The organism is Pseudomonas sp. SBT1-2 (genome assembly GCF_028640875.1).
Classification (GTDB): Bacteria; Pseudomonadota; Gammaproteobacteria; order Pseudomonadales; family Pseudomonadaceae; genus Aquipseudomonas; species Aquipseudomonas chlororaphis_I.
In genome coordinates, this window is sequence record NZ_JAQZAA010000056.1 from 26,039 (window position 1) to 52,824 (window position 26,786).

The 26,786-nt window shown below is 59.0% G+C and carries 26 protein-coding genes; 6 read left to right on the forward strand and 20 right to left on the reverse strand.

Annotated elements, in window-relative coordinates; translation table 11 throughout:
- Positions 1 to 249 precede the first annotated feature (249 nt).
- The 3 genes from PVZ78_RS07110 to PVZ78_RS07120 all read left to right on the forward strand — a co-directional run bounded on the left by PVZ78_RS07110 (position 250) and on the right by PVZ78_RS07120 (position 2,147).
- The gene (locus PVZ78_RS07110) at positions 250 to 1,029 is read left to right on the forward strand and encodes a hypothetical protein (protein ID WP_273828459.1); all 780 of its coding nucleotides are present in this window, start codon (positions 250 to 252) and stop codon (positions 1,027 to 1,029) included.
- Positions 1,030 to 1,239: 210 nt separating this feature from the next.
- Positions 1,240 to 1,428: a DUF7740 domain-containing protein gene (locus PVZ78_RS07115; RefSeq protein WP_273828460.1), complete on the forward strand. Its 189-nt coding sequence runs from the start codon at positions 1,240 to 1,242 to the stop codon at positions 1,426 to 1,428.
- A gap of 353 nt (positions 1,429 to 1,781) precedes the next feature.
- Positions 1,782 to 2,147 carry a DUF1801 domain-containing protein gene (locus tag PVZ78_RS07120; RefSeq protein ID WP_273828461.1) on the forward strand — a complete coding sequence of 122 codons (366 nt, stop codon included), beginning with the start codon at positions 1,782 to 1,784 and terminating at the stop codon, positions 2,145 to 2,147.
- A gap of 281 nt (positions 2,148 to 2,428) precedes the next feature.
- Here the strand turns inward: PVZ78_RS07120 and PVZ78_RS07125 are convergent, their stop codons facing one another.
- The 4 genes from PVZ78_RS07125 to PVZ78_RS07140 all read right to left on the reverse strand — a co-directional run bounded on the left by PVZ78_RS07125 (position 2,429) and on the right by PVZ78_RS07140 (position 8,356).
- On the reverse strand, positions 2,429 to 3,061 hold the full coding sequence (locus PVZ78_RS07125) for a LysE family translocator (protein WP_273828462.1): 633 nt from the start codon (positions 3,059 to 3,061) through the stop codon (positions 2,429 to 2,431).
- Between the two features lie 621 nt (positions 3,062 to 3,682).
- Positions 3,683 to 4,420 carry a DsbA family protein gene (locus PVZ78_RS07130; protein WP_273828463.1) on the reverse strand — a complete coding sequence of 246 codons (738 nt, stop codon included), beginning with the start codon at positions 4,418 to 4,420 and terminating at the stop codon, positions 3,683 to 3,685.
- A gap of 15 nt (positions 4,421 to 4,435) precedes the next feature.
- The gene (locus PVZ78_RS07135; protein ID WP_273828497.1) at positions 4,436 to 7,300 is read right to left on the reverse strand and encodes a conjugative transfer ATPase; all 2,865 of its coding nucleotides are present in this window, start codon (positions 7,298 to 7,300) and stop codon (positions 4,436 to 4,438) included.
- Between the two features lie 342 nt (positions 7,301 to 7,642).
- The gene (locus PVZ78_RS07140) at positions 7,643 to 8,356 is read right to left on the reverse strand and encodes an acid phosphatase (RefSeq protein ID WP_273828464.1); all 714 of its coding nucleotides are present in this window, start codon (positions 8,354 to 8,356) and stop codon (positions 7,643 to 7,645) included.
- A gap of 229 nt (positions 8,357 to 8,585) precedes the next feature.
- Between PVZ78_RS07140 and PVZ78_RS07145 the strand changes: the two genes are divergently transcribed.
- The gene (locus PVZ78_RS07145; protein ID WP_273828465.1) at positions 8,586 to 9,944 is read left to right on the forward strand and encodes an OprD family outer membrane porin; all 1,359 of its coding nucleotides are present in this window, start codon (positions 8,586 to 8,588) and stop codon (positions 9,942 to 9,944) included.
- Positions 9,945 to 10,122: 178 nt separating this feature from the next.
- On the opposite strand, the gene PVZ78_RS07150 is transcribed toward PVZ78_RS07145, so the two are convergent.
- The 8 genes from PVZ78_RS07150 to PVZ78_RS07185 form a co-directional block, all read right to left on the reverse strand.
- Positions 10,123 to 11,307, reverse strand: coding sequence for an MFS transporter (locus PVZ78_RS07150; protein ID WP_273828466.1), 1,185 nt, complete (start codon positions 11,305 to 11,307; stop codon positions 10,123 to 10,125).
- Positions 11,308 to 11,442: 135 nt separating this feature from the next.
- Complete coding sequence (locus PVZ78_RS07155) at positions 11,443 to 11,922, reverse strand: ester cyclase (protein WP_273828467.1); 480 nt, start codon at positions 11,920 to 11,922, stop codon at positions 11,443 to 11,445.
- Between the two features lie 100 nt (positions 11,923 to 12,022).
- On the reverse strand, positions 12,023 to 13,864 hold the full coding sequence (asnB, locus tag PVZ78_RS07160) for an asparagine synthase (glutamine-hydrolyzing) (RefSeq protein WP_273828468.1): 1,842 nt from the start codon (positions 13,862 to 13,864) through the stop codon (positions 12,023 to 12,025).
- 122 nt (positions 13,865 to 13,986) lie between these two features.
- The gene (locus PVZ78_RS07165; RefSeq protein WP_273828469.1) at positions 13,987 to 14,256 is read right to left on the reverse strand and encodes a phosphopantetheine-binding protein; all 270 of its coding nucleotides are present in this window, start codon (positions 14,254 to 14,256) and stop codon (positions 13,987 to 13,989) included.
- 86 nt (positions 14,257 to 14,342) lie between these two features.
- Positions 14,343 to 15,344 carry an AfsA-related hotdog domain-containing protein gene (locus tag PVZ78_RS07170; RefSeq protein ID WP_273828470.1) on the reverse strand — a complete coding sequence of 334 codons (1,002 nt, stop codon included), beginning with the start codon at positions 15,342 to 15,344 and terminating at the stop codon, positions 14,343 to 14,345.
- Between the two features lie 105 nt (positions 15,345 to 15,449).
- Positions 15,450 to 16,253, reverse strand: a complete 804-nt coding sequence (locus PVZ78_RS07175; RefSeq protein WP_337960401.1) for an HAD family hydrolase — start codon at positions 16,251 to 16,253, stop codon at positions 15,450 to 15,452.
- Positions 16,254 to 16,631: 378 nt separating this feature from the next.
- Entirely contained in the window at positions 16,632 to 17,537 is a 906-nt protein-coding gene (locus tag PVZ78_RS07180; protein ID WP_273828471.1) for a LysR family transcriptional regulator, read from the reverse strand.
- A gap of 169 nt (positions 17,538 to 17,706) precedes the next feature.
- A complete protein-coding gene (locus tag PVZ78_RS07185; RefSeq protein WP_337960402.1) occupies positions 17,707 to 19,602 on the reverse strand; it encodes an ATP-binding protein in 1,896 nt (631 codons plus the stop codon).
- Between the two features lie 605 nt (positions 19,603 to 20,207).
- On the opposite strand from PVZ78_RS07185, the gene PVZ78_RS07190 reads away from it, so the two are divergent.
- A complete protein-coding gene (locus PVZ78_RS07190) occupies positions 20,208 to 20,525 on the forward strand; it encodes a helix-turn-helix domain-containing protein (protein WP_273828472.1) in 318 nt (105 codons plus the stop codon).
- The gene (locus PVZ78_RS07195; RefSeq protein ID WP_273828473.1) at positions 20,518 to 21,804 is read left to right on the forward strand and encodes a type II toxin-antitoxin system HipA family toxin; all 1,287 of its coding nucleotides are present in this window, start codon (positions 20,518 to 20,520) and stop codon (positions 21,802 to 21,804) included. Before PVZ78_RS07190 ends, PVZ78_RS07195 begins: the two co-directional genes overlap by 8 nt.
- A gap of 19 nt (positions 21,805 to 21,823) precedes the next feature.
- On the opposite strand, the gene PVZ78_RS07200 is transcribed toward PVZ78_RS07195, so the two are convergent.
- Genes PVZ78_RS07200 through PVZ78_RS07235 form a run of 8 tightly spaced genes read right to left on the reverse strand, consistent with a single transcriptional unit; the run spans position 21,824 to position 26,592 of the window.
- Entirely contained in the window at positions 21,824 to 22,264 is a 441-nt protein-coding gene (locus tag PVZ78_RS07200) for a TIGR03751 family conjugal transfer lipoprotein (protein ID WP_273828474.1), read from the reverse strand.
- Entirely contained in the window at positions 22,245 to 23,696 is a 1,452-nt protein-coding gene (locus tag PVZ78_RS07205; protein ID WP_273828475.1) for a TIGR03752 family integrating conjugative element protein, read from the reverse strand. Before PVZ78_RS07205 ends, PVZ78_RS07200 begins: the two co-directional genes overlap by 20 nt.
- The gene (locus PVZ78_RS07210) at positions 23,686 to 24,567 is read right to left on the reverse strand and encodes a TIGR03749 family integrating conjugative element protein (protein ID WP_273828476.1); all 882 of its coding nucleotides are present in this window, start codon (positions 24,565 to 24,567) and stop codon (positions 23,686 to 23,688) included. Before PVZ78_RS07210 ends, PVZ78_RS07205 begins: the two co-directional genes overlap by 11 nt.
- Complete coding sequence (locus tag PVZ78_RS07215; RefSeq protein WP_273828477.1) at positions 24,564 to 25,247, reverse strand: PFL_4703 family integrating conjugative element protein; 684 nt, start codon at positions 25,245 to 25,247, stop codon at positions 24,564 to 24,566. Before PVZ78_RS07215 ends, PVZ78_RS07210 begins: the two co-directional genes overlap by 4 nt.
- On the reverse strand, positions 25,244 to 25,633 hold the full coding sequence (locus PVZ78_RS07220; RefSeq protein ID WP_273828478.1) for a TIGR03750 family conjugal transfer protein: 390 nt from the start codon (positions 25,631 to 25,633) through the stop codon (positions 25,244 to 25,246). Before PVZ78_RS07220 ends, PVZ78_RS07215 begins: the two co-directional genes overlap by 4 nt.
- A complete protein-coding gene (locus PVZ78_RS07225; RefSeq protein ID WP_273828479.1) occupies positions 25,633 to 25,995 on the reverse strand; it encodes a TIGR03745 family integrating conjugative element membrane protein in 363 nt (120 codons plus the stop codon). The genes PVZ78_RS07220 and PVZ78_RS07225 overlap by 1 nt, the downstream gene beginning before the upstream one ends.
- 19 nt (positions 25,996 to 26,014) lie before the next feature.
- On the reverse strand, positions 26,015 to 26,248 hold the full coding sequence (locus PVZ78_RS07230; RefSeq protein ID WP_273828499.1) for a TIGR03758 family integrating conjugative element protein: 234 nt from the start codon (positions 26,246 to 26,248) through the stop codon (positions 26,015 to 26,017).
- The gene (locus PVZ78_RS07235; RefSeq protein WP_273828480.1) at positions 26,248 to 26,592 is read right to left on the reverse strand and encodes an integrative conjugative element protein, RAQPRD family; all 345 of its coding nucleotides are present in this window, start codon (positions 26,590 to 26,592) and stop codon (positions 26,248 to 26,250) included. Before PVZ78_RS07235 ends, PVZ78_RS07230 begins: the two co-directional genes overlap by 1 nt.
- Positions 26,593 to 26,786 lie beyond the last annotated feature (194 nt).

Consider the following 26,786-nt stretch of genomic DNA (forward strand, 5'->3'; position numbering starts at 1 on the left):
GCTTCCCAATATCAGGCCGTGCACTTATCAGCAAATGCTGTTTGGCAGCAGAGACAGTCATGAGGCCTATGTGGAATTAGAGGAGTGTGCTGGCTTGCCTGGGAGGGGTTCACTCAGTAGCGAGATGAAATGCGTCCTCCATACGTTGTCGTCCCACGAACGTTGAAGATCAAGTCGTCGCATCGAGAGTCAGCTACGATGTTTCACTCTCATGTAACAATAGATAGATTCCGTCGATAAGGTCTAAACATGCACGACTTCCTCATGAGCTTGTGGGAGCTAATCGCTGATCTACCCGTGAGTCTCGGCTGGGCTGTCATTGGCGGATTCGTGACAGCCATCGTCGGCGCACTGGTGAGTCTGTGGAACACCCGGAGGACACTTGCCGTACAGCGCTTGGCAAACACCCGTTCGGTCTCCACCTTTATTGCCGACAAGCGTCAAAAGTGGATTGATGATCTACGCTCGGATATCGCCAAGTATCTGTCACTTTCACTTGAGACTGCGGAGGCGTGGAAGCAGCTCTACTGGAAGTGTGGCGATAGGCACGACAGATATTGGGGCCAGGATCCCCAAGCAGTAGTTGACGAATGTGAGGCGCTGCGCATCGTGTTTCTGAAAGACAATACGACACGGGCCAGTGAGCATCATCAGCTCTACATGCGGGTCGTACTGCGTCTGAACGACGACGAGAAGCTACACCAAGCGTTGACGATCTCGTTGCGACAGCTGCGCACGAACATGGACGATCTCGCAGTAGCAGCTCTTCGAGGGAACTACGCGAACCAGCCACTGTTTGAGGCTATCCAGGCGACGCTAAATGACGCCGAATTTTTTACGAAAGCCATCCTCAAAGAAGAGTGGCAACGCCTGAAGCGCGAGGTGGCAGAGCCCAATCGGCTCATTAAAGATATTCTAAATATCAAAGTGCCAAGCAATGCAGCATTGCGAGACTCGCAAAGCTCGGCGCCCGGTGTTGCCTCCGCTCTGTCGAGCGAAACGCCCTCTTCGGTCAAGGCATCCGTCTGAACCAAACGACTCCCGGAACCTTGTCCCACCGCCGAACTGGCCTTGGGGTTTTCGGTGGCGACTAGACATTCGCCCCGGGACACAGCCTTCCATACCGATCAAGATCTGCCGGGCAGGCCGTTGCCATCTAGGCGTTGGCTCCTTGATGATTCACGCTTCGCCATGTTTCACTTAAGGAAAGTTCTCGCGGCACTATTTCAGGTTCCTCCCATGACACTGTCACACGCCACGCTTGTGCTCCTTTTGGTCGCAAGAATTCATGGAACTGATGCGGCTGTTAGGGCGGCAGCCAAGCGGTGTGCGACACGTCTCCCCCGAAGTAAGCGCGACGTCATGTTCAAAATCGTCGACAGCCGAAGTCCCTTGGCTCTGGTCGATTATTTGGCCAACGAACTGTAGATGCCCACAAACTTACTTGGACAGTGATCTCGTCCACATTGTCCAGCTCACCGGATGCTGCGCGGGCACTAGATTCCAGTCCAACGCTGAAAGCAGCACATTGTCATCGGCAGCGCCTTCGAGCTTGATCGACCGACCGGCTTCTCAGTCAAGCAGTCGCGTGGCCGGCGTACCGGTGATCCCCTCGGCGATGGAGGAGAGTTACCTCGAGTTCTGAGAGAGTTCTGAAATTCTGAGCAGCGCTGTCTGGATCGTGGTGTCAGGTGCTAACGTAGAACGTCGCAGCTATCCGGTCGGGCGCCATGATCGAGTAGTGCCCCCCAAGGAGAGGGTGAACAAGGGAGAAAGTCGCGATGTTGAGTAGTAGCAATGAGGCCGTCGAAGCGCTGCTGGCAGATCTGGCCCTGACCCGCATGACCATGTTGGAGATTGTCCAGCTAGTGCGCGTTACGGTGAAGGGGACGGCTGGCACGTTTTCTGAAACGGTCAAGTATGGCGGCATCATGTTCTCCCGGGTGAAGCCCTTCTGTGGCGTGTTTGCGTATCAGGAGCATGTTGCCGTTGAGTTTGCTCAAGGATTCGCTTTCACAGATCCGCATGGAGTTCTCGAGGGTGGTGGAAAGTATCGCCGCCACATCAAGTTGCGCAGCGTAGCCGACGTGTGCAAGAAGCACCTCGAGCATTATGTGAGTCAAGCCGTCTGCACAGACGTCATGTAGCTGCGATTTCCGCCCACCAGCGCCCCGATGGCTTCGTGCAGCGAGGTCGCTCCCTTCAGATACCCGGCTGAAGGATCGCTATTTGGGGAGATGTACTCGGGCAGAAGGTCCAGCGCAATGCCCCACCTGTCGCGGCTTCGTTGGCAACCGCGACATCCGCAGGGGTGAAATCTTCGAAGCCGACGGCTTCCGGGCCTGTCAGCACGACAGCAACTGCGCATAGAAAGATGAAGATGACTCACCTTTTCCAATAGCCAGGCTGAGTGGGAGAAAGATGAGGTCTAGCTGATGGTGCTGCGTCGATACAGGCTCAACGCTACGCCCAGCCCTGCGAGAAGACCGGCGCATCCTCGGTTCAACCAGCGCATGGCTTTCCCGGAGAGAATCCGCATCGCATGATGGCCGCCTAACGCGTACACACTCATCAGTGCGATGTCTATCACTGCTGTCACCAGTGCCAAGGTGGCGTACTGAATCGCGATATCCCCTTCAGGATGAATGAACTGAGGAAGAAATGCCGAGAAGAACAGCAGTCCCTTAGGGTTGGAAAGAGCAACGAACAATGAACGTAAAAAAGCAGATCGACCGGAGAGAGGAACACTTGTTGGCGTGTTGGTCTGAATCCGCCCAACAGGTGCTCGCCACAGGAGCCAGGCCAGATACAGCAGGTACGCTGCACCGGCCCATTTGACCAGAGTGAAAAGCTGTTCCGAGGCGAGCAAGAGTGCGCCAAGGCCGCAGCCCACTGCGCCGATCAGGATCAGATCGGACAACGCTGCCCCGGCGATTCCGCAGACCGCTATCCGCTTGCCACCTTGGGCTCCATTGTTCAGTGCGAGCAGCATAGTTGGGCCGGGAATGACCGTAACGGCTGACACTGCTAGCACAAACAGAGAGAGTGTTGCGAGGTCCATTGTTGGCTCCTTCATGACTAGGGTCGAGAATGACGACGGCTGTGATCCTTACCAGACCAACAATTCCGGTGCGTCAGATACCTAAAGCATACGGCTTTCAGTGTCAGTGATCGTCGATCAATGTAGCACTCTGGGTAATTGGATCGAATCGCCGTGTCGGCGTTTGGCAAGTAGGCATGCATATTCCGTTGGAGCCACTCTCCTTTGAGGACGGATTCATTGAAATGAAGGATTGCGTCGGCGCGTGTTTCGTCACCCATTAGCTTCTGAACATGGGGCAAGCCAAGTTGAGTTAGCTACGGTGCCGACAGTTTCCCCTGACTTCTGCTCAAGCGACAATCGAGAGTACCGTTCCTTACCTTCGAAGCGCGCCAACGCAGCATGTGTACTGCCATTCGATCAATGGCAGCATACTGACTCGAGCTCTGTGCAGTGCGGCTTAGCCCATTGCCGCCAGTAGTTGAGATCGAATACGCGCCACTCCCACGTTGACTGATGAGATGATCAGCTTCTACTGGGCTCGCAGGATGGTGTTCGACTCTCGCGACGGAGAGAAATAGTAGAGATATGCTTGGGGGCCAAGAAAAGCGTGGTAGTTCCGAGGGCAGGATCAGTAGTTGGCTACCTGGTCGTGTCGCTGACATCCTCGACGGGCATTCGGAGTGGAGTGCTCTCTTCGTCGTTCACAATAGGGACACTGGATAGCCAGTCCAGGGCGGAGAGAAGCACGTCATCATCGACTGCGCCCTCTAGTTTGAGCGTGCGCCCGGTCTCTCCGTCGAGTAGTCGCAGAGTGGGTGTGGCGGTGATGCCCGCAGCAGTGGCTTCTTCGGTCTGGGTGCGTACGATTGCTGCTGCTTGCTCGCTTTTCATACACGCCTGCGTTGCAGTGCTGAGGCCGGGCGGGGAGCTCGATTCCGCCACGCCCTGGCCGTTTCCCCGCGTGTGTCCGTAGATCCATTCGACTGCTTCCCAGAACATCGGCGCGCTTCCGGTCTCCGCAAAACACTCGGCCAGTTGGGCCTCCCTTGAAGCTGCCGGCTCATGAGCGGCCAACGGCAGGTGGTGCCATTGCAAGGCCACATCGGGATTCGACTTGACCCAGCGCATCAGCTGCGGGATGTAGGCCTGGCAGTACGGGCACTCGAAGTCGGCGTAGACCACCAGGGTGAACCGGGCTGTACTGCTGCCATACAGCCATGGAGGGCCAGAGATGGCGGTAGTGGGTGGAGCGGGGGAGCTGTCCTGTTGAGGGCTGTTGCTCAGCAGAACAGCCCCACCTACGGCCGCGAGCAGTGTAAAGCTCAGCATGGCGAGCAAGCCCCGCCGACGACGAGGAATGAACAGATATCGGGGCATTTGGATGGCTCCCTGTCAGATGTTCAGCGCCAGGGGAGCGATCCCCCGAGTCTGATCGATCGCCTCCGCGACCCTGAACGCGGCATCCAGTTCGCTGATGCCGTGCTCCTGCATCAGCCGGAACCGCTCGGCCTTCTCTTCCGGCTCGGTCATGGCCATTGCCAGGTACAAGCTCGGGGGCACTGCACGAAAGAGCACTTCCATCGATTTCGACAGGATCACACCTTCCGTGAACTTCCCTGCCTCCTTGCGGGCGCTGAGCATCAGCGCCTTCTGCGAAGCATTCAGCTCGCGGAAGCGCGCGATTTTCTCCACCTCGTCCGGCGGCATGCTTAGGCAGATCCACCACTCGATCATGTTCAACATAGGTTCCGCGGCCTTCGGAAGGTCGTCCAGGTTCTGTGTGGCAAGCCAGAACCAGGCACCGAGCTTGCGCCACATCTTTGTGATTTTCACGATGTAGGGGGCGAGCAGCGGGTTCTTGGTGATGATGTGTCCTTCGTCCGTGACGTTAATGATCGGTCGGCCCAAGAACTGATCGCGCTCGGCGATGTTGTTCACCGCGTTGATCAGCGAGATGTAGGCAATGGACAGTTGCGCGCTGTAGCCCTCGCGAGCGAAAGTGGCCAGGTCGACAATGGTGATGTCCGCCTCGGGCCAGGGCGTGCCGTCACGGTCAAACATCTCGCCGTCCACCCCCTGGGTGAACATGTCCATGGCGTCGGCCATTTCCAGCAGGCGCGTGCGCCGGGACTCAGGCAGCGAGGCATCGCGGCCGCGTTCGCGCAGGGCGTCGCGCACGTCGCGGGTGAGCACGGTGCGTTTGTCGGCCACGCATCGCCTGGCTGCCTCGATGATGCACTGGCGGATCAGGCTACGGTCGGCGCGGGTCATTCGCGCTTCTTCACGGTCCTCACCACCGGTGATCATCAGGCGCGCAGTGATCTCAAGCTCACCCAGTACGTCGCGCTGCTCGTCGCCTTCGGCCTCTACGTTCGGCTCATCCTCTTCTTCGTCCAGGGCGTCGGCATCCAGTGTCTGGACCTTGCTCGGGGTGTCCACCAAGCGCCAGGCGTCCGCAAAGGGCGCAAGGCTGACCCCGGAACCCGGCGACAGCTTCACCCTGTGAACGGTGAGACCCAGGCGCGCGGCGAAATCGCCGTAGAGCCCGAAGCTGTTGCCGGCCTCGACGATGAACAGCCGCGGCCGGTACACGGCGGTGACCTGGTTGAGCAGATTGTTGAGGGTGGCAGACTTGCCTGAACCAGTCGGGCCAAACAGGAACAGGTGGGCGTTCATTTGTCGATCCAGCCGATTCAACGGATCGAAGGTGATGGCGCCGCCGCCACGGTTGAACATCGTGATGCCGGGATGGCCGGTGCCCTGGCTGCGTCCCCAGACCGGGGCCAGGTTGGCCGCGTGCTGGGCGAACATCAGCTGTGTATACCATTGGCGCTTGTCCTTGGCCGGATCGAACATGCAGGGGAGCCAGCGCAGGTAGCTGTCCAGCGGAGCCACTTCGTCTTCTTCCCGTACCGGCTGCAGCCCAGCGTTGAGCATCACGTTCGCCAACTGCAGACCGCGCGCGTCGAGCTCGTCCAGATCGCGTCCGCGCAGGTAAAACGCCAGCGCGCCGCGGTAGAGCTTGTGCGAGCTGCCGATGATGCTTCGAGCTTCGTGCACGTCCTGGCGTGTCTGCTCCGAGGCCAGCGTCTCTCCGACCGCCTTCTTGCTCAGGTGGTTCAGGTGGGCCTCAAGCACATCCTGTGGCGTTGCGACCAGCGTGAGACACATCACGGTGTCCTCCGGCATTTGGTCGAACAGCGCGTTGACCGCATCGCCTTTGCGCGTCTCCCCTGTGATATGTCCGATGCCCGGCGGCATGCGGAGCCGGTCCACGGTCATGACCCGGTGCGGCATGTCGTCGAAACGCCATACGCCGTTCTCAACGTCAGAGCGTGGCTGATCAAAGAACAGGCGTTGCGCGAAATCGGTGCCGCTGGCCAATTCGAGCTCGCCGGGCTCAGTCGTATCGGGATAGGCAGTCAGCGCATAGAAGCGTTCGCGGTCATCCGCCGTCGGGCCCAGCATCGTGGGGTTGGGGTTGAACCAGCGCAGTAACCAGTCGTGCACGTGGGCTGCCGTCATGCGCTGCGTTCGCACGCCAGCGTTGGCCAGCCCACCGAGCAGCCGATCGCAGATCACCGTCAGCGCGTGCTCGGGTGATTGCCCGCGCCGCGCCGTGGTCGCAGGCGAGCGGCGGTAGACCACCAGGCGTACCCGGCGTTGCTGACCGCGCCAAGGCAGTCGCGTGACCGTGTTGTCCTCGAACAATCCCCCGGGGGCGGCGATTGCACGCAGGTGGTGGGCGAAGAAGCGTTCGTAGAAGGCACTGAAGTCCGAGGCCTGTGCGCGTGGCTGGATATAGCCGTGCAGCGTGTTCAGGTAGCTGTCCCAGCTGGTTTCGTCCTGCGCATAGAGCTGTACGACCCAGGGGTTGTCGTCGAGCTCATCAAAGGAGTCTTGCAGCGCGTTCTCCAGGCTGTCGCGCACCTGAGAGAGCCAGTGCAGCTCGCGACCCTCTGTACCCACCGGTGTGAGCTCGAAGAAGGCTGCGACCGAGGCGCCATCCTCCAGTAGCAGACTCTGCGACTGCGTCAGGTATTCCACCCAGGGCAGCATATCGACGAAAGATGGGGCAACGTCGTAGAGGGCCTGTTCGTCGGCCAGGGTGGGGCCCTTGGGCCGCAGGTAGGTGGGACTGCCTGGTTCTTGAATACCCGCAGCGGTCAAAGCCTGGACATGCCGGCTCCAGGCATTGGTCGGCGCCGACTCTGAAGGAGGTACTGTCGGCTGTTGAGCGCGTTTGGGCCAGGCCATCATTGCGACCTCCGATGGAGGTCCGCGTATTCACTGATTAGGCAATGGTACGGAAGGCGAGTATTCACGATGGCGATACCAGGGAAGGTAAGTTTCGCTAAGTGTCGTGAAGTGGCCTGCCGCCGGCCGCCAACAATCCGAATCTGAAGATCCCCGGATTGTCGGGAGAACAACTCTATAGATAGAGGAAGCCGATGCGAGAGGTTTGTGGGATTGCCCCGGGGATGCAGTGAATGAAATGCGATCTAGGCGCGACCAGAGGCTCCTGCGTGGCAGCGAGCGCTATTTCTGGCCTGAGCGAGGTTCCTTGCTGAGCGCGCCTAGTCCTCCTGTGTTTTCCTATCACTGCCTAAGCATGAGTGCTTTGCGGACTTCCAGCCGAACTGCTGCAAAATCGGCGGCTACCCGTGGTTCGGCCAGCAAGGCGCCAACCAGTGCTGCGGCAGCGACCTGTCCACCTTGCAGGTCACTCGGGTAGTGCACGCCGGCAAGGACGCGGCTGTCTGCGTGGGCCCTGGCCCGGGCAAACAGTTCGTCATGCTTTTCGGGCACGGCGATGCTGAGTAGGGTCGCATTCAAGTAGCTGTCCATGGCATGGCCGCTTGGGTAGGAATCGCCTTCCGGGGGCGGCAGGACTGGTTTGACAGCAGGCTCCAACTCATAGGGGCGCGGTCTCGCAAAGTGCTTTTTCGCCGGCATCAGCACCTGGACAAGGTTCTCTTGCACACGCTGGAAAAACTGGCGCGTCAGGGGCAATTGCTCCTTATCGAAAGCTTCGCCAAAAATGTCTCGGGCGAAGGGAAAGATGTTGTCTTCCCATTGATCATGCGCCTGTACCCGGGTCGTCTGCTCCTGGGTACGGTTCTTCTGCACATCGAGAACTGCCTTGAGGTCGGCGCGGGCCACGGCAGAGTCCGCCCCTGGTGGTGGCGGGAGGTAGTCCGCTAGTTGCAGCGGCTCCTTCAGCACATATGGCGTGATGGCGGTATCGGCGTGCACCACCCACGCCGGCAGCAGGAACAGGCCCAACAGCAGCGAACGGGGGAACGTATTCATAGACAGTCTTCCTCTCAGTCGAGTCATGGACCTTCAGGCCCGCCCAATGACTGCCCTTCGCAGCCACTGGACACACTGTCCGTTTTCCTCGCCGGGCAATCTTGCCTACGCCTGCCAGGGTCATGCCGACCTGGCAGACAAACACAAGCGGGCGGAAATCGAATCTCGATACTGAGTCCTCGGCACATCGTCGAACTAGCGTTCAGCCAACACAGAGGGCTCTAATAAAATGAATAACCTCAAACATGTGTTTCGCGTCGGAGTCTTAGCGGGCAGCCTGTCTGATCTTGCGTTTGCAGCCCCACAGGAAGGAGGGTTCCTGGAAGACAGTGAAGTGTCGTTGAAAACACGTACCTACTATTTCAATCGCGACTACCGCGACCAAAGCAACAATGCCGGCCGCAATCGGGGCAAGCCCAGAGATGCGCGCAACGGATACCGCGAAGAGCTTACTCAGGGCCTGACCGGCTGGCTTGTGTCCGGCTACACGCAAGGCACTGTCGGCTTCGGTCTGGACGCCCACGCGATGATGGGGCTGCAACTGGACAGTGGCGGTGGTCGCACGGGAACGGGCAACTTGCCCGTGGGTGGCGACGGCCACCCGGACTCGCACTATGGCAAGTTCGGCGGCGCGCTGAAAATGCGAGCCGGCGGGACGCAGCTTAAATACGGCCAAATGACCACCTCGGCCCCGGTGTTCGCAGCCGTCAGCAATCGCACCTTGATCGGCATGGCCTATGGGATGCACATCGGGAGCGTCATTACGGATGACCTCCGGGTAGAAGGCGGACACTTCACGGCAGCCGCTGGCCCGAGCGAATCCAAAGTACATGGCAAGATCACAACCGTGTACGGCAAGCTCGGGAAGCGCTCGGCCGAAGTCGATTCGGTGGACTACCTGGGCGGAGTCTGGAAGGCTACTGATGGCCTCTCTTTGAGCGCCTACAGTTCGCGGTTCGAGGACGTTTGGCGCCAGTACTACCTGGGGGCGAGCTACAAACTGCCCTTAACGCCCAAAGAAGCGCTGCGCGTGGACGTGAATGCATATAGGACCCTGGACACAGGGTCGCGTGGCTTTGGAGGAATCAACAACGTTGCCGCATCCCTGGCCCTGGCCTATGACCGCGATTTCCACAGCGTAACCGCAGCCTTCCAGCACGTGCGTGGGGACCAGCCCTTCGACTACATGGCGTTCGGCGACGGACGCTCCAGCGCGTCCATGGCCCTGGCCAACTCCGTGGGCTACTCGGACTTCAACGGGCCCGGCGAACGCTCCTGGCAATTGCGCTACGATCTTGACCTCACAGGCGTTGGCTTCAATGGACTCAGCCTCTATGGCCTGCATGCTCGGGGCTATGGCAGTGATGGGAGCAAGACAGCCGCCAGCAGCATCTACACGGGCTTATATGGCCGGGACGGGCGACACTGGGAAACCGACCTGGGTCTTGCCTACCGCATCAAAGATGGCCCATTGGCCGGGTTGTCATTGCGCACATCGCAAGCGTGGCACCGTGGTAATCATGACTACCTGGACCGCGACGTCGATGAAACACGGTTGACCATCGACTACCCACTGGCGAGTTTGTAACGACCTTTCGGTCATCAACCAGGCCATGCGCTGATTCCTCGGTCTCGAGCAACCGCTCCATCCGTACTGACAAGCTGATGGGGCGGTTGTTTACCTGTCAGACGTATCTGTCATCTATAGCAGTGAGGCCGATAGGATCCAGCAGAACTTGGCCTTGACGACTAATCTATTCACAATCTCAGTTGAACCCGCTCTTCGACGCGCTCCATACCGTAACGAGAGCAACCATCAGAAGCGGAATCGTAGCCATAGGCAAAGCGTCAAGCCCAACAGACAGGAGCACGCCTCCAAGGATGCCGCCACCGGCAATTGAGAGGTTCCAAGCAACCACAGTCATGGACTGGGCGACATCGATATCCGCCCCTGCCGTATGAGCTGTCGCAGTCTGAAAGAGGGTTGCCGAACCGCCATAACCAAGCCCCCATGCAGCAACGCCGACATAGATAACTGGCGCTAGATCTATCCCAACCGCGAGGCCAATTACAGCGAAAACGAATAGTGTGATGCTGGCTAGAGTTAGTTGCCGCAAACGCCTATCCACTTGGCTGCCGACGAATCCGATACTGGCCAGCGACGCAAGGCCAAAAACCAGCAACACGCCGCTCAGATCATCAGTAAGTCCGGACGGAACCACCATTGGCGCAATGTAGGTGTATAGGATGTTATGAGCGAGGACGAATGTGAAGAGAGTTAGAAGTATCGGCCTCATGCCGGGAAGTACGAAGACCCGACGCAGGGTGAGCTTCGTCCTGGCATCCTGCCCAGGCAAGTTTGGCATGCGCCAGCGAATCCAGATCAAAAGCAGGACACTTGCAGCGGACATCAGAACAAAAACAGCCCGCCAACCCAGCAGTTGCCCGAGGAATGTGCTTGCAGGCAGGCCAAGGGACAATGCGATGGGCGTTCCAACCATTGCTACTGCGATGGCGCGCCCTTTGAGTTCAGGAGCGACCATCCGGGCGGCATAGCCTGCGATGATACTCCATAGCAACCCAGCACTCATACCAGCGAGGAAGCGGACTATGAGCGTCAGCGCGTAGTTGTCGGAAATTGCCGTGATCAGGTTGATCACCGCAAAGAGCGCGATTGTGAGCATCAGCAAAGGGCGTCGACCCCAAGCACGTGTGGCGATGCTCAAAGGTATGGCTGCGATGAGAGAGCCTATGGCGTATGCGGTTACCAGTTGCCCCGCCATGGCCTCCGAGATTCCAAGGTCTGCACTTATCGGCAGGAGAAGGCCAGCCGGTAGCGTTTCCGTAAGGATCGTGACGAAGCACGATGCGGCTAGCGCAAGCAGCGCCAAGAGCGGCAGGCGATCGGCCCCTTTTTCTTCGACGGGTACTGCACAGATTTCTTCAGTCATGACGCTCTTGATTACCTTTGAATTTGGACGATTGTCGCCCACCGTCGAACCAGCAGATGGCGGGCGCGTCTACCTCGTATAGGCTAACTGGATTCGAAACTCCCGCGCGTTTACCGCCAGGAATCTCAAGGTTTCTCAGGAGTTGATGATGCCGAGTTGGGAGTAGAGGGTGAGGTTGTCTTCCAGATGCCAGCTCTCAAAGATCAAGCCATTGGAGAAGCGATAGATATCCATCGAAATGTAATTGACCGGCTGCCCACCTCCCTGCACTCCCCGAAAGGTCCCCGTGAAATGCCCGGTGAATATCAGATAGGTCGCGACCCGGTCACCAATGACAAGTAGCTGGTCTATCTCGCATTGCAAGTCCGGTATCGCGGTATGGATCGCCTTTGCGGCACGCAATACTCCATCCGGCCCAGTTGGGCGACCTGGAGGCAAAGTTTGATCTCTATAGTCGGGGGACAACACTGCAAGAGCTAGTGACTCATCCCCATTGGCCCAGAATGTGTCGAACTTGCGCGTGGCGAGGATCTGGGCGTCAACTTGCTCCTTGGGAATACTCGGATCGATAACAACGATGCGAGGTTCGATTAATTCTGAGTTTGCAGCAGTCATCATTTCACTCCATTCCAATGACGAATCGTCAAGCGGCGACAGCAGCTTGAAGTTGGTATCTTGATCCCGCAGGCACCAGCGAAGGCACCCGATGCCTACTTCACAGGGCTAAATCGACTTTGTATTCCGTCAGCCAACGGTTCATCCAAAGGGCTACCTCAAGCCCGCCGCGGTTGTACGGTTGGCTTTTCGCTGAGCCCACGCGCTTGAGCAGTTCTTGAGCCTTTGACACGTTAAGAAGCGGATACACGGGACTGTTCGGATCTGCTAGAACCTCCTGAAGCTCACGACGCAGCCCGGCCTCGTAGGCTGGGTCCTGCGTCGCGGGATAGGGGGATTTGACGCGTGTCATAATTGAGTCAGGGAGAAGGTTTTTAGCCGCTGCGCGCAGCAGGCTCTTTTCGCGCCCGTCGGCAACCTTCATCTGCCAAGGCGCATTGAACACATATTCAATCAGCCGGTGGTCGCAGAATGGAACGCGCACTTCAAGACCAACAGCCATACTCATCCGATCTTTGCGGTCAAGGAGCGTTTGCAGGAATCGTGTGAGATTGAGATACGTGATTTCCCGCATGCGCTTGTCCTGGGGCGCCTCCCCCGGAAGCACGGGAACTTCGCGCAGTGCATCATGATAAGTATCCTTTCGATACGTCTCCTGGTCGAGTTGTCTGAGGAGATCTGGAGACAGGAGTTGGGTGCCACCAAAGTAGCGCGAAGAGCCGGACGTCAACCAGGGGAATGTATCGGCCTGTAGCGCCGCAGGATTTCGGAACCATTGGTAGCCGCCAAAGATCTCGTCTGCGGCCTCACCGGATAGGGCGACCGTCGAATGGCGCCGGATCTCACGAAATAGCAGATAGAGCGATGGCCACATATCGCCCCAGTAGGTTGGTGGCATATCAGTCGCCCGCAGAACACTCGCGCGTACTGATGTATCCAGGAGCTCTTGGCTATTTAGGAGGATCTCGGTGTGGACCGAACCCACATGCTCCGATAGTGCGCGCGCGAACGGCGCGTCCGGAGAGCCACGTACCGAATCCACCTCGAACTGTTGTTGGTTTTTCGTGAAGTCGACGGAAAAAGATCGAATCACGTCGGAGCCCAGTTCCTTGGCCACCATTGCCGTGACTGTGGAAGAGTCAAGGCCTCCTGAAAGTAGAGTGCAGATAGGTACGTCCGCCACCATCTGCATTCGCACCGAGTCCTGAAGTAGGCTGCGAACCTGCTGTACCGTAGTCTCGTAGTCGTCAGTATGCGGATGTGCCTCAAGCTTCCAGTAAGTAGACTTCACCAGTCCCTGGCGGTTGAAGCGTATGACTTGGCCAGGTCGAACCTCGTACATGCCATCGTAGATCGACGCCTCTGGCGTTTTGACCATATCGAGCATTTCCCGCAGGCCTTGGAGCGATACGCGCCTAGGTACGGAGGGATTGACTAGGATGGCCTTCGGTTCGGAACCGAAGATGATTCCATGCTGCGTGGGGTAGTAGTAGAGCGGCTTTATCCCTACTCGGTCGCGAACCAGGATCAGTTCATCCTGCCGGCGGTCCCAGATGGCAAAGGCAAACATCCCATTGAGGCGACTGACCATTTCCACACCCCATTGCAGGAATGCCTTAAGAAGAACCTCCGTATCGCTGCGTGTTTGAAAGTGATGGCCAAGGCACTTCAGTTCTTGGCGTAACTCAACATGGTTGTAGATTTCACCGCAGAATGTGATTGCTGCACTATTGTTCGCGTCGGTAGCAGCTTCCATCGGCTGACGGCCACCTTCGAGGTCGATAATGGCAAGGCGGCGATGACCAAACACTACATGCCTACTGTGCCATAGCCCCTCCGCGTCAGGTCCGCGATTCGTCAGCGTGTGCGTCATCGCGCGTACTGTAGGAAGGTTTTGTTCCAAGTCCTGTTGATAGTCTACCCAGCCTGCTATTCCGCACATATGTACCTCATTAAATATTGAGTGCGTTTAATCATCGAACAGTTGCCGGCTCTCGCCTGTAACTGTCGCCGTATCAATTTGATGGGCTGCCCAAGAATGAGATTCGTTGCCGCAGATGAAGGCTATCTCGCTACATCCATAAACAAGCCGCCCTGGATAATGCGCAGTAGCGCTTGAGGCGTTTCAGCAGTTACTGCAATGTCATAGCCAATATCGAGACCATGCTTCTGCTTCAGATGCTCCACGACATTGAGGAGTGCAAGAGAGTCAAACCCAAGCTCATCGAACCGGAAATCGGCGTGTTCTTCTGTGATCGATACCTGAGAGGATTCATCTTGCTCACCCGAGTTCTTCAGAAATTCCATGAGCGTTTTGATGTCGATAGATTTCATGTTCAGATTCCTTTCATAGATGTTTGTTATGCAGATTCGCTATACAAATGACTGGCGCGCACTCCATCGGGCCAAACGCACGGGATTCAGGTGCCAATTTCGAGAATTTCAACTTGAAACGTTGAGACTGATCGCTCACCTTGCATGATCTGAATATCTACACGAGCACCGGATCTGCCACCTCTGTTGGTCGAGAGCTCGGCGTGCAGTATCGTGGGAGTGTTGAGTTCACCCATCGACTGAAAAAGTGCATCGCAGCGAATGACCTTCAGCTTGAACGGGTTAACGTTGAGCGACTTCGCCGCTGAATAGACCGAAAGTTGTCGACTGGCTTCCAGCTGTATCATCGCGAATATGTGATCAGCAGTGGGGCGATCGAACAGGATGGGATGGCGGGGATCGATTCGGGCAACTGCTTCGTAGCGATTGCCTATGCTGGTCACACCGATCAGGGCCAAGTTTTGTGGATTCCAACGTCCGACGTCGGAGGGAAGTAGTTCGCTCTCAGGCGGGATCTCGATGGCACCTTGGAACACCACCCCGCGTTGGCGGCACATTGCCTCGCGAATTCGTTTCCATTGCTCCCGATCCACGAAGTTCTGACGAATTCGGATGAGCGCAATTTCCATTCCCTTTGGATCGCTGAGCTCAAAACGCCACGTCAACCCTGAGGTACGCTTGTCTGATCGGAGTACTTTTTCCACGGTACTCGCTACGACAACTCTTATCGGATGACCACGGGGATGCTCGATCTCAAGGGCCGAAGGGGTGATGTTGGCCTCCAGCTCGCGGAACAGGAACTGGTACCGGTTTTCCTTCAGCGAAAGATCGAACTGATTGTGCGCAATGGCGAAGCAAGCTTGCCGGCAGATCTCTACAAGCGCAGCAATGTCGTAACCCGCAACCTCGAGGATGTTCTCCTGATACAGACCATGCCCTCTTGCGACCTGGGCGCCGAGCAATGTCTCAAGATGGGATTGAACCACATAGTCCGTAAGCAAAACCGAATCGTTCGACGGCTTGTGAACTAGGGAAATTGGAAGCGTCCGCTCGAAGTTCAGCCCTCGCCCCGCAGTCGTGATGTTCATAGGAAAAGCTCCTTCTTCATTTTTCGTATATACGCGAGAGCTTGCGCCAGCACGTACGAACTCCATCTAGGCCTTTGCCTTCTGGCTGTGGTCGGACTGAGCGGGCTAGACGGTCACAACTCTCCAGCCGCGTGACTGGACGTAAAGCAGTGTCTCGGCATCGGTCGAGCCGGAATGCACGAAACAAGCTCTTGATGCTGCCGAGAGCATGGGGAAGTCGGATGGATGATCGCCGTAGGCTAGCGTCGATGAACTCAGGCCAGCGTGGCTTTTCAAGTATTCGAGCAGTTGTGCTTTCTTCTGCTCACCCACCAATGGAACGCGCACCTTCCCGGTCAAGAGGCCGCTGGATATCTCCGGCTCGGAGCCAAATCCTGCGGTCATTCCAAGACTCTGGATGATCGGACGAACGCAGCAAGAATATGAGCCCGAAACGGCAACAACCGGCACGTCGTGTGCTTTTAGGAGTTCAAACTCCCGCAAGATGGGCTCCACGAACTTCTTCTCTGCCTGCTCCCACCATTGCGATCCTAGATGCAGATATTCTTCTTCGCTTAGCCCCCTCAAGACACTGAAGAAGATACCGTTGGTTTGCTCCCGCGTGGCTCCGGCTCTTTCAGCATCCTTCACCGCTGCCAACATAGTGGAAACCTGATCGTCACTGACCCGAGCTAGATCTGACAGGTATCGAGCAAACAAGATCATGGTGTGCATGTCCAAGATCGTATTGTCGAGATCAAAGAATGCCGCGGTGCAACCGCCTTTCACTCCGTCCAAGGACGAAATGGCTGATCTGAGCCCTTCATATCGCATATGCCCCCCTTTGATATTGCCAGCTTGGTCGCGAGACAACGCATCTACCCACCTGAACTTCACAGCGGAACTGCCGGAGCACCCGAGTTCGCGCATAGGAGGTCAGAGTGAGCTACTCATCACCGAGCCTCGTAGTTTCTAGCATCGATAATCATTACTATTAATGCAGGCTTAATGTAGGGGAGTGTTTATGATTAAAAAAGAGGTTTTGAGGAAACTATAAATCTCCTATCAGGAAACCTTGGGAGCAAGAGAGTGGTCGGGTGGCTGGCGGCACGATTACCGCGTCGAAAGCCGCGCATACTCAGTCCAAAGCGTACTTATCCGCCTTTGAAGATTTAAGCTCCTCGCCTGAGTGCATCAGCATATGGGGGGCGGCGTTGAAATCAGAGCTGAGCCATAGCTCGGCACTAGCTCGCTCGCCATCCGATCAGTTGCGCTTAATTGAAGATCGAATCTGGTGAGTATGGAGTGTCAATCCGCACCCCCTGCGGTATCGAGGTGGCTGAGTGCACATGCCATGAAATCGATGAATGTGCGAATCTTGGGAGCTAGAAATCTTCGATTCTTATAGGCAGCGTAAAGCGGTGAAGAGAACGGAACGTAGCCCGGTATGGCCATTTCCAGCTTCCCCTGTTCCAAGTCTGCTTCGACCAGCCAGCGCGGCAGATAGGCCAGTCCGAAACCCGACTGAGCAAGTTGGAGAATCAACGTGGTGTCATTCGAGCGTATGACCCGCCCCCTAACAACTGCATCGGCTTCCTGGTCTTTGTTAATATCCGCACCCTCGACCTCTGTAAGAACCGGTAGAATGAAGTTGTGGATCCCCAGCTCCTTCGGAGAGGATGGACGTCCAGACTTGGCAAAGTAAGACGGTGTGCCGACTAAGACAAATTCCAGAGTAGCTATTGGTCGCACGATTAGCGTTGGTGACGGCTTGTCAGTGACACGAAGAGCCAGATCGTAGCGTCCGGACACTAGATCATGCTTCGCGTTGTCCAGGAGAAGCTCCAGCTTTACCTTCGGATAGGCGTGTTGATACTCCACGAGAATACGTGCGAACTCAGGATTGGAGAACCATTGGGGAGCAGTCACCCGCAGCGTTCCGCTTGGGCTTCCGTTGTGGTGCCCCAGTAGCGCCTCGGCATCGTCAAGTATGTCGAGCGCTTCGCGACAGCTGTTGTAGTAGAGTCTTCCGGATTCGGTCAGGCTAATGCTTCGACTGGTCCGATTGAGAAGCCTTGTTTGCTGAGTTGCCTCCAAATGAGCAACGTGTTTGCTGATCATGGCAGTTGAAATCGCGAGCCGCTTTGCTGCACCACTGAAGGAATTCAGCTCAACGATCTCGCGGAATACCTTTAGGCTCGTTAGGGTATCCATGCCAGTGCTCCAGTGCGGTTCGAGGGGTAAAGTATCGACCTATTGTGCTTGCAGCAGTGTCGAACACAGCAAGAACAGGAGCTTTCCTCGGGTCATTTCAGATAGGAACGACATATTCCGTGAGATGGTGGGCAGGGTCATGGCGTTGACTATCAATGCCGGAGCGTTGTCATCGACCTGTCCCCTCGTCAACAGCGGGAGGTCCGGGTGCGTCGAAACGCGCATTGTTTTTGTCGATGAATGCCTCATCCTCGGCGAGATTTGGTTCAAGAGCGACTGGAAGCGTACGTGCGTCGTCGATTACTGGCTCTAGTCCGCGCTGTACCCGGCTAATGCCTGCGCGGTCGATCAGGAAGCGTTCGCGCCACGCTTCACCACGAGCACGTTTTCCCTCGTTCTCCATGCTGGTGGTGTACCGCATCAGCCATAAGTGCATGTACCACTGGCGCTGTTCGGCGTACTTGATGGTGAGGTCGTGGAAGCGCTGGTAGAACGCTTCGTCATGGCCACAATCAAGACTATCGCCCTCGTGTGCGATCTCGTGTTCAACGAGAGAGAAGATACGGGTGACGGTTGTGAGCGGGTGGGATTTGAGGTGCTGCACCACGTTGGTGTTGATTGCGATGTAGCTATGCCCGTCAGTCCACGCTTCGGCACTGGTCGACTGGCCCAGGAAGACCTGCAGCGCTTTCCCGCCCCGCACGGTCGGACCGCGAAAGCGATTGCCCCCGGTGCAGATGGCGACATAGTGCGGGAGTACGCCGCGTAGGGCCATCCAGGCGCGCCGTGTTTCCTTGTCCAGCGCATCACGCTCGCTCACGAGCGCGGTGTGCTCGACGTAGGCGGCGCTCAGCGTTGCGAACGCGATCAGCTCGGGCAGATAGAGCCTGCCGAGCCCCCAGAACCGGGTGTGGTTCTTGGCAACGTCGTCGCGAAGATTGGCATGGATGCGATCGATGCACTCCAGCAGATCGCTTGCGTTGTAGCAACCGAAGCGCTCAAGGGTCTTGGGGTGGACGATGACGGCAATACCGTCGCGCGCAATGGCCTCACCTTTGGGCACATCGAAGCCGTCTTCCACCACGGAAAACGCCCCGACCGGTTGCTTACCCTGGCTGGAGCGGCACCTGCGCAAGAAGTTCTCCAGGGAAATGTGGCGTTTACCCGGGAGGATGGTGATGACCTCTTCAGTGGTGTAGATATTCGCGATGAGGGGATCGCCAGCCAGCAGTGCGCGAGCAGACTTCTCGCGCCGGGCCTCGGTCTTGCGGTGGTCGCCCAGGCGTGAGGTGATGGCATCGGCCATCTGCCCGAACTGCCTGGCGATGGCCTTCCAGACCGGGCAGGTCTTACGCAGGATCTCGGTACGGGACACGTTGAGGCTGATCGCCTGCTTCGACACGATGAGGCCACCGGCGCCCCAAAGGTGGCCGGGGTCGTGGCGAACAAGCACGCCCTGATTGTAGATCGAGACCGCTCCGTCTTCCTTCACGCGATACCAGGCGAAATCGTCTTCCGCATCCCATTTCTCGTCGTGAGGATCCCGGGTAATCAGGCGCCCGTTCAACTCCACGCGGATCGGGGTGTAGCGAACCAGGTCGCGGATCTCTTGCAGGACCGACATCAGCTCCGAATCGCTGAGCTCGTCATACCAACAGCCTGCAATGGCGCAGCCCAAGCAAGAGTCTGACAGCTCGTCGAGATCATAGTTGTAGCCCATGGACCGCGTATCAACAGTCATTTTCCAGGCGCTGGAGCGCCAGACCGTACTGGCATGCGCCATGATCTGGCCGCGGCCGAGCCGGAACCGGCCGTATGTCGAGTCGCCTTCTGCATGTGGTGTGCCGAAGCGACCAAAGTAGCGAACGACATCCTCGCGAGTGGCAAATCCCTTGCCATCGTCGCTGCATTCGAAACCGGCTTTGCTGAGGGTAAGCCTTACGGCCTTCGCGTGGGCATCGACCGAGTTCATCAGGAGCTCGATGAGGGCCTTACCGATGGAGCCCGCTTGGCTGTATACGATGTGGTGGATGATCTGCGGGTCCAGCTCGAACGGAAGCAGCATTTAACCTCCTCGTTTCTCTTCAGGTCCCATCTCGGCCTCGATTGCCTCTACGCTGCATCAGGCGGGAAGCGTGCAACCAGCCAGCGGGAGCGCGTCAGTAGTCTTCCAAGCACTCACCCGGGCGGGCGGTGCGCGGCGCAGTGCTGGCGAGCATCAAGCAGCCGGCGTTCTGCCTGGCCGCCGGCAACACTTCCGCGGCTTCCCGGTCCCATACATCGAGCATCGTGCTGCTGTGCGGAAGCAGGGCCTGAGGTGGCTCAGTCCAGGTGCCGGTGGGCTCTGGTGTCTGGCCGGGCCCAGCAGGGAGGCTGATTGTCACGATCGCGATACCGGTGGTGGATGTTGGTATCGCCCAGTCTCGTCGGCAGGCCTGTGCCGTGCCCCCAACAATGTGTTTCTGGACTGCCCCGGATAGTCCGGCGCCGCCTGGGAGGGTTCGATGGCCTCTCCCTGGGGGGCTGATCTAATAACTCCCGTATGCGGTGGTCGTTCAGCTATATCCGCCGATAAATCACAGAATGTGGGAATTACGCGACTTGAACGGAAGTCGGGTTAATTCTATAATTTTGTGTACTAACTGGCATAGAAGGGGGCATAGGCACACTATGCTGGATTTAAGCTTTAGCAAACCGAGTGAAGTCGTCAAGCGGCTCTGCCAGCGCTTGCGCACAGAGCGTTTGGCTCTGGGCATGACCCAGGCCGATCTGGCCGGGCGTGCCGGCATCGGGGCCAACACCGTGTCGAATCTGGAAGCCGGGCGCAATGTTGGTTTCGAAGCCGTGGTCCGGGTGGCGATGGCGCTCGGCCGCGTCAAGGAGCTCGAAGGTCTGTTCCTGCCAAAGCTGGACAGCATCGAGGACATTCTGCGCTACGAGAAAACCTCAAAGCGCCTCCGTACCAAGAAGAGGCCCAGCAATGCTTGAGCAAGTGAATGTCTTCTACGAGGGCTGGGGCGAGCGATGGCTTTGGGGCACGCTGGTCTCCACGACCGCCCTCACCGGTCGCCCACTGATCGTGTTCGAGTACAGCAACCAGGCCCGGCAAAAGGGCCTAGAGCTGTCGTCGTACAAGCTGCCGCTGGAGGGTCCCCAGTTGCGGCGAGATTTCCCAGACCATCAGTTGCAACTGCCGGGGCCCGTCTATGACTCCTTGCCCGATGGGTGGGGCATGCTGCTGATGGACCGTATGTTTAGGCGCCGTGGGCTCACCACGGCGCGGATTGGCGCCCTGGAGCGGTTGGCCTATATCGGTAGCAACGCGATGGGGGCCATGACGTTCGAACCCGTCGCACCCGAAGGCGAGGCGCCGGACGTCCATATCCCGCTGGAACAACTTGCTGCTGAAGTGCAGGAGGTGCTCCATGGCGAGGGGGGTGAGTTCCTGCAGACGTTGCTGCTGGTTGGCGGCTCGCCCCAAGGTGCAAGACCCAAGGCTCTTGTCTATCGTGACCCGCAATCCGGCGGGTTCACCACGGCCGTCGTGCCAGGCTTCGAAGCCTGGCTGGTCAAGTTCCCAGCCAAGGAGGAGCACCCCGAGGTGTGCGCCATCGAGATGGTCTACGCCGAATGCCTTCGCAGGTGCGCCATCGAGACTCCGGACACGCAGTACTTCAGTTTGCCCAATGGCCTGGCAGCGTTCGCCAGCAAACGCTTTGATCGCCATGATGGACAGCGCGTGCCCATGCAGAGCCTCGCCGCCTTTACGGGGGCCAACTACCGGACGCCGGGGACGCTGGATTACTTCAGTTTCATGCGGGCAACGCAGATGTGCACGAACGACGTGCGAGAAATGGCGGTGGCCTTCGAGCGCGCCGTCTTCAACGTTGCCTTCAACAACCGAGACGATCACCCCAAGAACTTCTCCTACATCATGGCGCCCGATGGTCAGTGGAGACTGGCGCCGGCCTACGATGTGACCTTCTGCGAGGGGCCGCATGGGTACCACCAAATGGACGTGATGGGAGAGGCGGTATCGATTTCCCGCGAGGAGATGCTTCGGCTTGCCGAGGAAGCCGAAGTGCCCCAGGACGTTGCAGGGAGGCGAATCGATGCCATTTGCGAAGTGGCCAGCCAGTTCACAGACATGGCCGATCACATGTACCCGCGGCTTATCACTCGAGATACGTTGCGCATGATCCAACACCGCATCGACGCGAACGTGGCGCTACTGCAGCAGAGGCACAGGGCGCGCGGTCGCCGGTGAAGATGAGCCGGCGAACGGTTCAGTAGTCATCCAGCCGTTCGCCCGGTAGCGCGTACTGCACACGCTGGTACAGCGGGAACACCGTGGAGTATCCGGGTACCGGCACCGGATCGGTGCCGGCCAGGTGCGGGAACACATACATGACCAGATCCGGGTTCGGCAGCCGATGGAACTGGCGGTAGATTTCGTTCTGCGCAGTACGCGTGTAGCTACTGCCGTTGATGGCTGCGGAACCTTCTGGGGGCAGCGGGCGGCGCAGTTGCTGGCGAGCATCAAGCAGCCGCCGTTGTGCCTGGCCGCCGGCAGCACTTCCTCCGGTTTCCTGGTCCCACACATCGAGCATCGTGTTGTCGCTGTGCGGGAGCAGTGTCTCTTTGTTGGTAGCGCAGCCGGCCAGTAGCGACATTGCCACCAATAGTCCCAGGTGTTTACCCAGGCGCTTAGTCAAGATCGGGTGCATGCGAACCTCCTGCGCGGTAGTCGACCCGGCGACCTTTGGGGTCGTAGTCGATGTTGATCGGACGCTCAAGGTGGACCGCGACCTTGGCACCGGGCTGCACGTACACCGCCGCGAAAGCCTGGCCGTACAGCTTGTTGACCCATTCGGACATGCCTTGCACGCCACTGGCTAGGATGCGGCCCATGGCCTCGTTGCCCGAGATACCCACGGTGCCCAACTGGCCGTCGCTGCCGGCCACCATCGCGACGTTGCCGTTGTCGGATTTGATCAGCGATGCTGCACCGGCGCCGGCCGCGGTAATCAGCGCCTGTGTGCCCAGGTACTGTTGGGCGTTGCTGCGGCGCTCGCCGCTGACGCATGGAATACCGTATGGGTCGCTGATCCAGCCCAGGCTGCCATCGGTATTCACGCCGCTGGCGCCCTCGCTATTGCCACTGCTGCTGTCGTCCCGGTCGTTGCGGTCAGTGCTCGGGACGGTGCGCACCGTTCCGTCCCTGAATACAAATGTCATCGTGCGGATGTTCCCCCGCACGCACGAGAGCGTCCAGTCGCCAGACGCCGTACCGCTGACAACCGCACCCACCACATCAGGCAGGTCGATGCCATTGGCAGTGAGGTTGTCCGGCCCAATCAGGACTTTGAACGGGAACGGGTCGTTGACCGTTCCATCCACCGGCACCCGACCGATCAGCGCAGTCATGGCGATCGAACCCATCAGCGTCGAGTTCGAGGGCAGCGTGTAGATCGGCTTGAGCCTGCTTGCTTTGTCCAGGTCGCGATCCCGGTGGCGAATGGTCTCGCCCGGTTGCTCCAGCGCCGTCTGGGCTGGCCCGAAACTGGTCGGAAAGCTCGCCGCCTTGGCGCCTGGGCTGCGCCCGCCGGCGCCTTCTGCCGGGCGGGCATCCTCGGGCTCGATCCAGCGCATACCACCACTGAAGCCCTTGCCGTCGCCGGCCTCCAGGCCCAGGCCGACCGGCAGGTCCGTCTGGCTGCTACCGCCGGCACTCAGGCCGTCCATGCGCCGCTGCAATTCCTGCAAAATGCCCGCGGTCTGGGTCTTCTCGCCCTCGATCGCCGAGCGCTCGTCCTGCAGGCGTTGGCGCTCCGTATCAAGCGCGCCCTGGATTCGTTGCTCGATCGTGGCCTCGCGCGCCCGCAGGCGTTCGTTCTCTTCCTTCTGCTGCTTGTTGTCACCCAGTGCGCCCTGCAGTTCCGTCCGTAGCTGCTTGACCTGGCCGACCAGGGTGGCAACGGTGTCGCGCGGGGTATCACCTTCAATACCCAGAGCCTTCATCTCTTCCGGCGTCAGGCGCGGCCCGCTCTCGGTCGCATCGCCGGCCTGGCCACGCCCGCTGAACAGCTTCACGCCCACGAGGAGCACCAGCAGCACGAGAGGGAGGACCAGCCACTTCAAGAGGCGGTTACTTTTCATGACCGCCTCCTGCATCAGGCGCCGGCAGGTTCAGCGATGCGTCAAATTTGCTGGTCGCGGGCAACAGCGACTCCGCCAGGCCATGGCCACGCGTCACGAGGTACACGACCGTCGTGTCGCTGGGCTGCCCTGTGGGCCCCAGGTCGGGGTGCTGGAAGGTTGCCGTGACAAAGTCACCCTGCAGCGTGCGCGGGTCGAGTGCCAATGTGCTGGGCGAGGTATTGCGTAGACGCACGGCGGTCACCCAGAAGTCCTCCAGGCGCCAGGCCGCCAGCGCACGGGCATGCACTGGCAGTGACGGCAGCAGTGACCCGAGCGGCAGGTCGCGGCGCAGGTTGACCCGGCCAATGCTGTTCACGGGCTCGACGGTGCGGAGCGGGGCGAACAGGTTCTGCGCAGCGTAGCGGGTCAGCACCACTGGGACGGGTGTTTCCCGTGCGATCTGCTGGGCTGTTTCGTTCTCCTCGCGGTCTTCGCCACGGGCGGCAGTGTCGGCGTTTCCATAGCGTTTGGACGTGTTGTCACCCTCTACGATGCGCACAGGCTCCAACGCAGCCTGATCCTTGCGTGGCTCCGTCGCAGCGATGTCCAAAAGGATCAGTGCGCCGGTGTCGGCGTCTTGCAGCTGCAGGCGTGAGGGCTCGATGACCTCATTCGCCCGCAGATAGATGGCGCCGCCGGCACTCTGCACGCGCAGCTTGCCGCTCAGTTCCGCGGGCACGCCGACGCGCACATTGCGGTCGATGAACACCACGCGCTCCTGGTCCACCAGCAGCGGAACGGCTAGTGGCATGCGCTCCCAGCGCAAAATCTCGACCGCCTGCGCTGAGAGCGGCAGACTGATGGCAAGCAGGATGAGCAGACGCGTCATGGCGTGGCTCCTTCAATGATCATCGCCTTGGAGGGGGCAGCCTCTGATGTCGCAGCGATGGAAATACGCTGTGGCGGCTGGCTGTAGCAGTCCAGCGCCAGGCCGAACGGATTGCGTTCAGGGTCCTGGTCAGAGCGAACCACTTTCAGTGAGTAGCGCACCAGCGCCCGTTTGACCGGCTCTGAGCCGTAGTACTCGTCAGCGTTGAGGTCGAGCGTGACGATCCAGTCCTTGTCTGAAAGCACCTTTACACGCAGGTTCGGGTCGTCACCGTAGCCTCGGCCGGGGATTTCATAGACGCCGCGCACCCGCTGACGCAGCTCTCCGGCCACGCGCCGGGATTCGAAATCCTGCTGCAGATAGGCCCGGCAAGCAGGCGTCAGATACCCCGACAGTGCGTGGAGGTTGCGCGGGTAGTCCTCCTCGCCGTTGGTGGGCCAGCGGTGCAGTTGCTGGAAGATGTAGTAAGTGAACGCGTAAACACTTTCAGGCGGTACTTCCCACCATTTTCGGGTGCTGCCAGAGCGCAGGTCCGGAGGCACGTGGATGGTCAGGTCCCGCGGAGCGCTCCACCAGCCGCCGCTTACCACCAGCAGCAGCACGAACAGTGCGCCGACGCCGATGCGCAGCGTCTTCACGTGCGCTGACAGGTGGGCCACTTCGTTCTTGAAACGGCTCATGGCTTGCCCCTGTGCGTGCTCCAGCAGCCGGAGCGCGTGATCAGCAACTGACCACCCAGACGGCCCGCCAGAGCCGGGTAGCCCTGAGCGAGGCGCCACAGCAACTGACGGTGTAGCCAGGTCTCAGGCCTACCGCGCTTGAGCCGCCGCAGGACACCGCCTCCGATGAACACCCCGGCGGCGACGCCGCCCACGATCAGGGTGGGCACCATGGCGATGCTGCCAACCAACCAGGCCAGCGGAACACCCGCCAGCAGGCCGGCCACGCCGGACAGGCCCGCGCAGATCCACAGTTCGTCCGCAGTCAATCCCCTCACGACCACTGGCTGGCGATTCAACCGATGCGGAAGAAACGCCACGGTGCCGTCCTGCCCCTGGCTGCCCATCACAGCACACCCGTACCCTGGGTCAGGAGCCAGATGCCAACGACCAGCAGCATCGCACCCACCGCCACGGAGAGACCAAACTGCCCCCACGTGGCGCGCCCGGTATGAATTTCCGAGTAGCGGGTGTAGGCGTGGTAGCAGACGCCCAGGAACATCGCTGCCACCACGATCAAGGCCACCAGCATCACGATGTCATAGCCGTAGTTCTGTAGGGTTTGCAGGATGCCCTTGCCCTCACCGCGTGACGGCGCATCCATCTTCGGCAGACCAGAAGAAAGGGCATCAAAGGCCAACAGTGGTGTGCCCGCGAGAGCGATCAAAGCGGCCGCGCGAGATGATGTGAATGAGTGCTTGAACTTCATATCAGATGCCTTTGTTGAACTACCGGAGAAGGAGGTACCCGAGCACGAGGTACACCGCGAGAAAGCGCACGATCACGGCGAGGAACTGGCGTTGATTGAGGCGCTGCTCAGACCAGCCTACGTAGGCGGTGCGCATGGCCCATACGCCCCAGAGCAACAGAGTTGCGAACAGCAGTCCGAGCAGCAGGGTCGAAAGCACGCCAGGGTCGATACCGCCGTTGGCCTTGAATGCAGCGTTTTGAGCAGCGGTCATCATGGTGCCCCCTTGTCCCTAGACTCCCGGCGGTAGTCACCCCGCAATTCGACAGGGTCGCGTGGTTGCGCACGGGTCGGCGCCAGGTACTCCTGGATGCCGCCTCGAATGCGGTGCAGGTCTTCGCGCAGACGGGTGTAGTCGAAGTGGTAGCGGCTGCCCGTCGGTGTGTACCCCTTAGCGGCCAACGCTGCACTGTGATCAACCTGGCGCTCCAGGCCATCGAACTGGCGCATCAGTACGGCCAGTTCAGCTCGCAACTCAGCCTCACCGGCAGTCGCCAGCGGCGACAGGCAGCCCAGCACAAGCGCAAATAGCCAACGATGGCGGCGGGGGAGATGCATGTTCGCGATTCCAGGTTGAGGGGAATGGCGAAAGAGTCGGGCGGATCGGTTCCCGGCGCCGTAATCAATCGGAACGCCGGCGTATCCGGATTGTTTGGTAAGGGCAGCCTTCGATGAGGCAAGGACTACTACGGGGGCTGCTTGTACTGAGCGCGGCTCAAAAAAAAGCCCGCTGGGGACGGGCTAAGGGATTT